The organism is Paraburkholderia sp. (genome assembly GCF_036488505.1).
GTDB lineage: Bacteria > Pseudomonadota > Gammaproteobacteria > Burkholderiales > Burkholderiaceae > Paraburkholderia.
In genome coordinates this window covers 1-10,677 of sequence record NZ_DASXHN010000370.1, presented here as the reverse complement: position 1 = coordinate 10,677, position 10,677 = coordinate 1, and the positions used below count along the sequence as shown (strand labels likewise).

The 10,677-nt window shown below is 61.4% G+C and carries 8 protein-coding genes and 3 pseudogenes; 7 read left to right on the top strand and 4 right to left on the bottom strand.

Features of this window, described 5'->3' with window-relative positions; all coding sequences use genetic code 11:
* Nucleotides 1-458 (bottom strand): annotated as a pseudogene (locus VGH68_RS21790) (LuxR family transcriptional regulator); the annotation flags it as partial.
* A 476-nt stretch (nt 459-934) separates the two neighbouring features.
* Between VGH68_RS21790 and VGH68_RS21785 the strand changes: the two are divergent.
* The 7 genes from VGH68_RS21785 to VGH68_RS21755 all read left to right on the top strand — a co-directional run bounded on the left by VGH68_RS21785 (nt 935) and on the right by VGH68_RS21755 (nt 8,926).
* Nucleotides 935-2,365, top strand: coding sequence for a sensor histidine kinase (locus VGH68_RS21785; protein WP_331605780.1), 1,431 nt, complete (start codon nt 935-937; stop codon nt 2,363-2,365).
* Nucleotides 2,366-2,642: 277 nt separating this feature from the next.
* Nucleotides 2,643-3,281, top strand: a complete 639-nt coding sequence (locus VGH68_RS21780) for a response regulator transcription factor (RefSeq protein WP_331605779.1) — start codon at nt 2,643-2,645, stop codon at nt 3,279-3,281.
* 44 nt (nt 3,282-3,325) lie between these two features.
* Nucleotides 3,326-3,691: a response regulator gene (locus VGH68_RS21775; protein WP_331605778.1), complete on the top strand. Its 366-nt coding sequence runs from the start codon at nt 3,326-3,328 to the stop codon at nt 3,689-3,691.
* Between the two features lie 236 nt (nt 3,692-3,927).
* Nucleotides 3,928-4,170, top strand: coding sequence for a YtcA family lipoprotein (locus VGH68_RS21770; protein WP_331605777.1), 243 nt, complete (start codon nt 3,928-3,930; stop codon nt 4,168-4,170).
* A gap of 19 nt (nt 4,171-4,189) precedes the next feature.
* Nucleotides 4,190-5,248, top strand: a complete 1,059-nt coding sequence (gene mdtN / locus VGH68_RS21765; protein ID WP_331605776.1) for a multidrug transporter subunit MdtN — start codon at nt 4,190-4,192, stop codon at nt 5,246-5,248.
* Nucleotides 5,245-7,365 carry an FUSC family protein gene (locus VGH68_RS21760; protein ID WP_331605775.1) on the top strand — a complete coding sequence of 707 codons (2,121 nt, stop codon included), beginning with the start codon at nt 5,245-5,247 and terminating at the stop codon, nt 7,363-7,365. The genes mdtN and VGH68_RS21760 overlap by 4 nt, the downstream gene beginning before the upstream one ends.
* A gap of 79 nt (nt 7,366-7,444) precedes the next feature.
* Nucleotides 7,445-8,926 carry an MdtP family multidrug efflux transporter outer membrane subunit gene (locus VGH68_RS21755; protein ID WP_331605774.1) on the top strand — a complete coding sequence of 494 codons (1,482 nt, stop codon included), beginning with the start codon at nt 7,445-7,447 and terminating at the stop codon, nt 8,924-8,926.
* Between the two features lie 434 nt (nt 8,927-9,360).
* Here the strand turns inward: VGH68_RS21755 and VGH68_RS21750 are convergent.
* The 3 genes and pseudogenes from VGH68_RS21750 to VGH68_RS21745 all read right to left on the bottom strand — a co-directional run.
* Nucleotides 9,361-9,794: pseudogene (locus tag VGH68_RS21750) on the bottom strand (IS3 family transposase); the annotation flags it as partial.
* A gap of 103 nt (nt 9,795-9,897) precedes the next feature.
* On the bottom strand, nt 9,898-10,038 hold the full coding sequence (locus VGH68_RS30135; RefSeq protein WP_414696969.1) for an ATP-binding protein: 141 nt from the start codon (nt 10,036-10,038) through the stop codon (nt 9,898-9,900).
* Nucleotides 9,974-10,246 (bottom strand): annotated as a pseudogene (locus tag VGH68_RS21745) (ATP-binding protein); the annotation flags it as partial. The gene VGH68_RS30135 and the pseudogene VGH68_RS21745, both read right to left, overlap by 65 nt.
* Nucleotides 10,247-10,677: the final 431 nt, after the last annotated feature.

Genomic DNA, 10,677 nt, shown 5'->3' with positions numbered 1-10,677 from the left:
TCAGTGCGGCTGCAGAGGACCACGTGCAGTAGAGGCGGGGCATTTTCGATAAAGAACGACATTGCGTCATGTATGGCTGGAAGGCTGACCTGATGATAGTCGTCCAGAAACAGGACGACTTCGTCGCCGACTTCGACGAGTTCATTGACCAGCGTAGAAACAACGGCGTGCAGCGGTACGAACACGGCATCGGCAGTCAGACTGATCGCCGCGGCGCCGACCTTTTCGCAGGCATGCCGTAACGCATGCGCCAGATAGTTGAGGAAGCGCGCGGGTTCGTCGTCTTCTGTGTCGAGCGAGAGCCACGCCACCTGCGCACCGCTCGCGCGCAGCTGGTCGAGCCAGGAGAGCGCCAGTGAAGTTTTGCCGAATCCGGCGGGCGCCTTGATCACAGTGAGACGTGTGTTCGCGGCGCGCTCCGCCAGACCGACAAGTCGCGGGCGAGCGATCAGGTCCACCGGCACGCGCGGTGGAAGGATCTTCGTTGGGAGGAAAAATTGCAACCCGCTCGGGGACATTTCTCCAATCGCGCGCATGTTTCATCCACCGTTGTTTGAGTCAGTCAGTTATTGGGGGCCGCGCTTGCCGCCGTCCCTCGTTTATTGAAGCGCATCCCCCATATTGGGGAAGGTAGTACTCTCAGGCCTCTCCCCCGACACGGGGGATGGTAGACCGCGCCACGCTGCGAGACCATACGCATACCGGAATTTAGATCGACTCACGCCCCCCGCCGGGGCAACGCGCGTTCCGATCACCGCCAGCAGGCTCACCGGCATGTTACGTGGATCGACCCGTTTTTCGCGCCATGATACGTCGCGTCGAATGCCACTGCAGGTGTCGTGCAGGAACCGGTCAATGCGCAGTCGCGAACGTCACTGAGCCAGCGCTCTTTATTATTTGGAATTGTGCGCCCGTTATCGATGGATACGACTCCGTGTTAGCCAAAGTCCCAAGAATCAGCGGTCACTTACGTGAAAAAACGGTGTCCATTGCAGCGGATCTAACGCCTCTGGTCGAACGGACGCTGGCGTTACTGACGCAGATCGACGGCTACAAGTTGCTCGCGCCGGCGGCGAAACGGGACGTTCAGGAATCTGTCGCGCTGTCGGCCAAAGTCTGGTTCGAGACGCTGTTGTCGGGCGAACGCCCCGCGGCACAGGGCATGGACGCCTTTCGGGAAATCAGCCAGAGACGTGACCATCAACGCGTGCCGCTGCAGAGCCATCTTCAGGCGTTGCGCCTGGGGTTGCGCGAAATCTGGAGCACCTACATCGCGCTCGGCGAAGTGGACGAGCGTATTGGGAAAGAACTTCTGGTCGAGGTCTCGCTGTACCTGCTGGATCACTTCGATTTCATTGCGCAGATCGTCGTCCGAGCCTATCTGGCCGATCAATACCGGCAGCCGCGGTGGACGGAGCTCGCCATTGCAATCGAGGAGGGCGCGCGCCGGTCCGAAAGCGTGCCGCATGATCTCGTCGCGCTCCTCGAGGAGCTATTGGCCGAGCCGGACCTGCTCTCGAGGCTCGAGGTCGAGCACGTTCGCGAGCAGCGCGGCACTCAAGCGGCCAGCGCACAAGTGATGAAGGTTTTCGGCCTCGATATCGACATCGACGACGGCGCGGAACTGTCGAAGGCTTTGCGCGATGCGCAGGAGAGGCTGGCGCATGCGTCCAGGCTCGCGGCTGTCGCCGAACTGTCCGCCTCGATCGCCCACGAACTCAACCAGCCGCTGCAGGCCATCGTCGCGCATGGACACGCCTGCGTGCGATGGCTCGCTGCAACGCCGCCCGGGCTCGACAAAGCCAAATACTCGGCCGAGCAGGTTGTCCGCGACGCGAATGCCGCGGCGGACGTGGTGAGTCGCATTCGGGCGCTGTTCAGACACACAGCTCCGCAAAGGGTCGATCTCGATGTCAACAAGCTGATTCTTCAGGTCTGCACTTTGATGGCCGACGACATTCAGCACAACGCGGTGTCGCTCGAAACAGTCCTCGGCGAAGGTGTGTCGAAAGTTAGCGCGGACGCGGTTCAGATTCAGCAGGTGATCGTGAACCTCGTGCGCAATGCGATCGAAGCGTTAGCGGCAATGGAGGAACGACCGAGGCTATTAGTGATCCGTTCACGGCGCGATGCGGGCAACGTCGTGGTAGACGTGGAAGATCGTGGCGCAGGACAGGTGAACTTCGAGAAGATCTTCGAGCCGTTCTTCACCACAAAAGAAACAGGCATGGGCATGGGGCTGGCAATCTGCAAGTCCATCATTGAAGCACACGCGGGCCGGATCTGGGCCGTGCGCAATGTATCCCGCGGGGTAACCTTCAGCTTCAGCATTCCGATCGACAGGACGAATGCAACCACATGTTGACGACGCCTGCGGTATCGTCAGCCGCCTGACGCAATCAGCGCGATCAGTCTCGCCTCGTCAGCACGGCATCCGGGCAACGTCCCAGCCTACAGTTTTATATCGGGCCGTGCTATTACATATTCATGTAATGCAGAACTGCGCCCCCTTTCCACCTGGTACCCGTTCCGGCGGCTATAATTTTTTTGTCGGCAGAACCACGTGAGACCATTCAGCAAATTATCGGGGACCGTCTGTGCCGACGTCAGGCTCGGTTTTCATCTAGCAACGGAGAAGGCGCATGGAATCCGCAGGCGAATTGGTGTACGTGGTCGATGACGACAGACGGGTGCGAGAAGCGCTCTCCGCGCTGCTACGCGCAAACGGAAGAGATGTCCGCGCATTCGACTCCGGCAGGGAGTTTCTAGGTGCGCCTCGTCGGAACGCCGTTTCATGTCTGATTCTGGATCTGCGAATGCCGGGCATGAATGGGCTCGAGGTGCAGAAGCTGGTCAGCAAAGACTCACAGATTCCCGTCATTTTCATCACTGGAATGGGCGATGTGCCTTCCACGGTGCTTGCGATGAAGGGCGGGGCGGTTGACTTCCTCACCAAGCCCCTCGACGAAGACGAGTTGATGCGCACGGTGGATGCTGCACTTGCGAGAGCGCACGTTCTTAGCAAGGAGGCGCAGGGTACAGCGGCGCTCCAGGCGCTCTACCGGTCGCTGACGCCGCGTGAGCAGGAGATTTTTCCGCTACTCGCAAGCGGCCTGCTGAACAAGCAGGCGGCGGCAGTACTTGGAATTACGGAATATACAGTGCAGGTGCATCGCGGCCACATCATGAGGAAAATGCGAGCGGATTCATTTGCCACACTGGTCAGGCAGGCGAGCAAATTGCAGCTCGAAACATCGCCCACGACTACTTTCTGCGCGTGACGCCAACGTCAATTTGCTGTCGGACTCGATGACCGGAGAATAAGATGTCCACGCCTCCGGCCAGAACGGTTGCCGTGATTGATGATGACCGACGCGTTCTGACGTCGCTGGCGAACCTGCTGGCCTCTGGTGGATATGGAACACGGGCTTACGAATCCGCGCTGGATTTTTTCGCCGACGGCTGTGCGGGTCTGGTATGCGTGGTTACCGATCTGGGCATGCGGCCCATTGACGGTATTCAGGTGCTCGATAGAACGGTTCATTCAGAAGCAGCGACGCCGGTCATTATTATCACGGGCAAACCGAGCGAGCATACGGAAGATTACTACTTGCAAAAAGGTGCGCTAGGTTTCTTCCGGAAACCCGTCGACGGAGATGCATTGCTGGACCTGCTCGATAGCATCGTTTAATAAGTGTCGCCTGATAACGGGCTAAACCTGAATTTTATATTGTTGTTTCTTGCGGCGACATTGCATATACATGTAATGTGGAATGCCTCTGCCGGCGTTATCGTGACAGGTCATACGACTACAAGCTTCGGACAAACGGAGCACGGGCCACAGTGACATGAATTCCACCCACGGGGACGACCTTGAAACAGTACATTCCCACTGCCAGAGGCAGCGTCCGAAAGCGTGCAATCGGCATGGCCGCGATCGTCGCGATGCTCGTGTCGGGGTGCGCGAACGCGCCGTCGATCAGCGTGCTCGGCGCGTACTTTCCGGACTGGCTGTTCTGTATCGTCGCAGGGGTTGTGATCGCGGTCTTTATTTATCTGATCCTCAAGCGTATGCGGGCCGACCATATGATGTGGCCTTCAGCCCTGGTGTATCCCACGCTGGTCGCTTTCCTCGCGTTCGCTATCTGGCTGGTGGCGTTCCAACATTGAATCTCGTTCGGGTGGTTGAATGGCGACCGTAGCCAGCAGAACATCGAAGAGAAAATGGCCGGCCATTATCCTGGTCGTGCTGACGTTGCTGCTGCTGGTTTTCGTCGTCCGGCAGCTTGACCGTGCGCCGCGCACCGATGACGCCTATGTCTATGCGGATACGATCAATGTTGTGCCCGAGGTCAACGGACGCATCGTCGAGCTGGCCGTGCGCGACAATCAGGCGGTGAAACAGGGGGATCTGCTGTTCCGCATCGATCCGCGTCCGTATCAGGATGCGTTGGCGCGGGGCAACGCGTCCCTCGTCGCGCTGGACCATCAGATTGAACTGACCCAGCGCTCGGTCAATGCGCAACGGTACAACGCGGACTCGGTGCGTGCGGCAGTCGAACGCGCGCGCGCCGCATCCAGTCAGGCGTCCGATACGCTGCACCGCATGGAGCCGCTGTTGTCACATGGTTATGTGTCGGCGGAAGACGTCGACCGTGCTCGCACCGCGCAACGCTCGACGCAGGCCGAACTCAGTGCCGCGCAACTGCAGGCGCAACAGGCGGCAGCGGCGGTCAGCGGCGTCGATGCGCTGGTCGCGCAACGTGCTGTCGTGATGGCAGAGATCTCGATTGCCGAACTCAACCTGGAGTACGCGACGGTGCGCGCTCCATTCGACGGACGCGTGGTGTCATTGAAGACATCGACCGGCGAGTTTGCAACGGCGCTCAAACCTGTCTTCACGCTGATCGACACCCGTCACTGGTATGTAATCGCGAACTTCCGTGAGACCGAACTCAGGGGCATTCGCGCGGGCACACCCGCCACGGTCTACTTGATGAGCGATCCGGGCCAGCGCTTCCAGGCCAAGGTCGATTCGATCAGCTACGGCGTCGCGAGCGATGAGGGCGGCCTTGCCTTGCCCGGCGGGTTGCCCCACATTCAACGCACGCTTAACTGGGTGCACGTCGCGCAACGCTTTCCGGTGAAAATCCGGGTCGACCAGCCGAACCCGGAGCTGTTCCGCGTCGGCACGTCGGCGGTGGCCGTGCTGGAACCCGGGCGCGCCGGCGATGGTAGCGGCCCATGACCGCCGCCGACTACGTGCCCGTGTCGCTGCGCGCTGCAAGCGCTTTCCTGGGGCGCGAGCTCGCGCCGTTCCCCGGACGTCTGAACGTGATGTTGCGTTGCGTCCTGACAAGCGCCATCGTGATCGTCGCGTCGATGGCGCTGGATGTGCCGTCGCTCGCACTGTCGCTGCTGGTGGTGTTTTACGTCACGCAGTCGAACGTAGTGGTCACGCGGCTGGTGGGCATGCTGTTCATTGTCGGATCGACGCTAGGCATCGGCACGTCAATTCTCGTGCTGAAGTTTACCTACGACTATCCGTTGCTGCGCATCGTGGTCGCCAGTCTGCTGTTCTTCGGCAGTGTGTATCTGCTTCGCGTGCTCAAGATCGGCGTGGTGTTTTTCATCGTCGCCATCGTCGTGATCTATGTGCAGAGCTTTGTCGATCTGACCGATCAGGCCGATCTGCCGATCCGCGCGGTGTTGTGGGTGTGGATCGCCGTCAACTATCCGATCGCGCTGGCGCTCTTGGTCAATACCTTGTTGCTGCCCGCCGAACCGCAACGGCAACTGAAGGCGGAAATGCATCGGCAACTTGCGGCGCTGGACACGCGTCTGGCGCAATTGATCGATGGCGCCGCGGGCACTGCGCCGATCACGCTGGCGAGTGTCCAGCAAGGCGCGCTGACGCTGCAGAAGCTGCTGCGGTTCACAACCATGCGTGATGCCGACTACCGCGAGCATCAGGCGTTGCAGCTTGCATGCATCGCGACCGTATCGCGCCTTTATCGCAGCGCGAGCGAGTTGCCGCCTACGCGGCCGGAGGCACCGGCCGCGCGGCTTGCGATGTTGCGCGAGCTGCGCGCGAACGCGCGGGCGCTCGATGAATCGGTGATGTCGGGCGAACCCTATCGCTACGCGGTCACCGCGACGCCTGAAGAGCGGGCCGTCGCCGATTCGATACCCGCGGCCGCTGAATTGCAGCGCGCGCTGCATGGCTATGCCGATCTGGTCGCAAGTGGTGCCGCCGCGCCCGGCAAGCCGCCCGCGAACGAGCCGATGGTCGCGCCCGACGCATGGACCAATCCCGCCTACCTGCGCTTTTCGCTCAAGACGCTGCTCGCCGTGCTGGTCTGCTACGTGTTCTACAACGCCGTGGACTGGCAAGGCGTCCACACGATCATGCTGACCTGTCTGATCGTCGCGCTGCCGAGCCTCGGCGCGTCGACGCAACGTGCGCTGTTGCGGGTGGGTGGGGCGGCAGTCGGCAGCGCGCTGGCGTTGTTCATGGTTGTGTTCGTCGTTCCCCATATCGACGACGTCGTCAGTCTGCTCCTGATGGCGCTGCCCGTTATCGCATTCGGCGCGTGGACATCGGCCGGGTCGGAGCGGATCAGCTATGCCGGCCTGCAGGTGATGTTCACCTTCTCGCTGGCCTTGCTCGAACAGTTCGGCCCAACCACCAACCTCACCGAAATTCGCGACCGGATGATGGGTATTCTGCTGGGTGTCGGCGTTGCGACCTTCGTCCAGATGTCGTTCTGGCGGGAGGGCGAGGGCGACGGGCTGCGGCAGAAGCTCGCCACTCTGTTGCGCGCGATTGCCGCCCAGCTACGCACGCCGCGGCCCGGCGTCGAAAGCGGGGATGAGTTGCCCTATGTGCAGCGCCAGTTGCACGTATGGGCCGTGCTGAGCGATTGCGAGGCGACGCTATCGCGCGTCGCACTTGAGCCCGGTTGGCGGGAGGGAGAGCAGGAGCAGTTGACGCTTCTCGCGCAAACGGTGGTCGCGCAGGGCCGCGAGATCATGCTGGCGGGCGATGCGCTGCGCAGCCATTTGGCGGCGCAAGCGGAACCGTGGAACGCACGCGCGATCGACGCAGCGCGCTCGACACAGGAACAGGCGTCGGTCGAACTCAACCGGTACGCGGATGGACTCGCCGCCAACCCGCCCGACGCGCACGCACCGCGACGCATCGGGATTGCCGCTCAAGCAGCCGGACCGACGCACCCGATCCAGCTCGCCGATCAGCCGCTCATCGCCGCTGCGGACGACCTGTCGCGCCAGCTCGCGGGGTTGCCGGACTGGTGCGTCGAGACAGCCATCGGGGCGCTCTCATCACCGGCCATAAGAACGTGAACGCCGCCAACGCTCGCTATCGTTCGCTGTCCCCCAACGGGGCGGAGGCGTGCCTTGGGGCGGCCCGGCGGGAGACATCATGAAGGCGCGCTCGGGTTTGCGCGATTGGCGCGGGCGCTTGTCATGCGTCGCGTGGATGTCGCTCGTGCTCTCGGGCTGCGCGCTGATCCACCAGAACGGCACGCCGTCCGCCCAGATCCAGCCGGAGCAGATCCATCTCGCCGACGATATCCATCTGGCGCGCGACGGCTGGCCGTCAGCGCGTTGGTGGACTGCCTACGGCGATCCGCAACTCGATGCGCTGATCGAGCGTGCACTCGCGGATGCACCGACGATCGTGCTCGCCCGCACCCGGGTGGCGGAGGCCAGATCGAACGTCGAACTGGTCAAAGCCGGTTCGAATCTTCAGGTGGTTGCGCTGGGCTCGGTCAATCGCGAGCATATTTCCGCAAACGGCTTTCTCGGCCCGTTCGCTAAAAACGAGCCGGCTGCGGGGCTGACGGGGCCGTGGTACACCCAGGGCATCGTCGGACTCGGCGCGAGTCTCGACATTGATATCTGGGGCAAGCAACGGGCGCAGGTGGCCGCCTCGCTGGGCGTGCACAACGCGCGCCTCGCGGAGACGTCGGCGGTCGAACTCGAAATCTCGACCGACGTCGCGCAGCTTTACTACGGCATTCAGACCACCTATCAGCTCATCGATCTGCTGGAGCAGTCGCAACAGGTCGCGGACTTCGCGCTGGAAACGCATGCGGCACGCGCGGCGCGCGGACTGGAGCCGCGGACCCGGGTCGAAGAAGCCCGCGCGCAACAACTGGCGGTGCAACGTCAGATCGTCGCGGCGCAGGGGCAGCTCAAGCAGTTCCGCGAATCGTTGCGTGCGCTGATCGGCGCCGGGCCGGCCGGTCTGCAGGAGATCGAGCCCGTGCCGTTGCCGCAGCCGCAGGCCGGCTTGCCGGCCATCTTGTCATACGAATTACTGGCACGGCGCCCAGACCTGCAGGCGGCGCGTTGGTATGTCGAGTCTTCGTTCGACCAGATCGACGCAGCGAAGGCGGCGTTCTACCCCAGCTTCGACATCAAGGCCTTCTTCGGCTTCGACGCGCTGCATTTGGCCGATCTGTTCACGCACGCGAGCCACCAGATCAATCTGATTCCCGGTCTGACCCTGCCGATCTTCGACGGTGGGCGCCTCAATGCGAATCTGGGCGGCGCGCGCGCGGCCAGCAACCTGCTGATCGAGCAGTACAACCAGGCGGTGCTCGATGCTGTGCGCGATGTCGCCTCTACCGGCAGCCGCTTGCAGGACCTGGATACAGAAGCGCGACTGCAGACTAAGAAGGTGCAGGCCGTGGCGTTCGGGCGAGACAGCGCCGAAGCTCATTACCAGCGCGGGCTGGCGAACCGCCTCACGGCGATGGAAGCGCGCCAGCCGGTGATTGCCGAGCAGGTTGCGCTCGTCAACCTCGACGGGCAGCGGCTCAGTCAGGAAATTGCGCTGACAAAAGCGCTAGGCGGCGGCTATCGCGCCGAGTCGCCCGTCGTACTCGAACCCCGCTGAACGATCGCCGGGCTGTACCCATCGCACTGGAGTCGATTGGTGGTGTCACGTCGATGCCAGCGCTTATGTCGACACCAGAAGCGGAGCTTCGCACGAGAGCGAGCAGGTGCCGAACCCGCGAAGGCTGCGGGTCTCGAGACGTTACCGCGGTCCAGTGCATGAGCGCGCGTCGACGTGTCCTGCGCTGAATCGACGCTTACGCTTTGCTTGTCCCGGGAAAGTGACGAGCTTGATACAGAACCGGCGCTTGCCGCACTGGATGTTGCGATCGAGAGCCGACGACCCGAGCTCGGCCGTTGCATCCATCATAGCGACAGGGCTTGTCAAGGCGGATTCAACCGGTCGTCGCAACATTTCCTAAAGGAGGTGTCAAATGGGACGACCACAGGCCGGGGTTCGGCACAGACGGGAACTGAGAATCAAGGGGCTACTCCAATGTAGCCCTTCAGGCCTGCTTGCAATGTGTCCACGTCTCCGAAGTCCGTGAGATGGAAGTACTCGGCCTTCAGAGTACCGAAGAAACTCTCCGTCGCCGCGTTATCGAAACAATTTCCTTTTCTCGACATACTTTCGCTTCATTCCGTAGCGCGCGAGGTGCCGCTCGGTGAGGTTGCATGCGGTAGTGCCAGCCCTAGTCCGAATGAAGCCGCGGTATAACCACACCTCCACGTTTCTTTACAGCTTTATGGAGCACACCCATGACCATCGGGAAGTCGGGACGATGGCTCGATTCGTAGGCAACAATTTCCCCATTGTAGAGATCCATGACTGGAGAAAGGTACAGCTTTTTCCCCGCGACGCGGAACTCGGTCACATCGGTAACTCACTTCTCGTTTGGTCTCGATGCGGTGAATTCGCGATTGAGGATGCGGATTTCGGGGAAGGCGAACGCTCGTTTCGGTGAAGTCGAACAAGCTGGAGGGCGGTACTGCGGAGGTGCATGGAATGTAGCGTGAGTGTTCGGGACCAGGCTACGCTGTCATCGGGCTTATTCTTTCGGCGCATCGAGTCGCCTTGCAGCGGAAGCTTGTGGCCTGATGCACGAAGCGATCGAGAATGGCGTAAGCGAGCGTCGGATCCTGTAGCCAGGCATGCCAGTATTCGAGCGGCAGAGCTGGTGATGATTGTTGAGCGTGTGCCAACGCGATCGTCGAGCAACTCGAGCAGATCGTTGCACGCGCCCGAATCGAGATCCTGCAGGCCCCAGTCACTAAGTAATAAAGCGTCCATTCTTGCGAGCTGCGCGAGGCGTCGGGTGAAGCTGCCGTCACCATGTGTGATCTTCAGTTCCTGGAACGCTCCATCTGAAGGCGTGGCCACAGGAAGTACGCGCTGGCGATCCGTTCGGTAGATATTCGGTCGCCGTCATTCTCGGTGCGATCATCCGGAGGAAGTCGAAGGTCTGCAGCGACTCCTGGTGTGCCGCGAGCTGCGCGACCGGCATGTCTGGCTGCCCGGTTTTTTAGGTGCCGGAAGTCCCTCTATCTTGGTGGGCAATTTACTGACTTAACGTGAAGGCTCTGACAGGGATAGTCTGGCTTGAGCTTGGGCTTGGTTTGAGAAGCGCTGCTCTTTCGGGTGCCAAAATGCGACCGAGGATGCTTAAGGTTTGTTGTAGCTGAAGGACTGGTCTCGGGGTCTGAAATCGACGGGGAGGTGGCTGATTCGACGCTTCTTTGCAAGCCGCTTGGGCCAAAGCTCTGCGCAAGCGCGCTGTTGGCGTAGCAGACTCCTACCGCCATGGAGGCAAC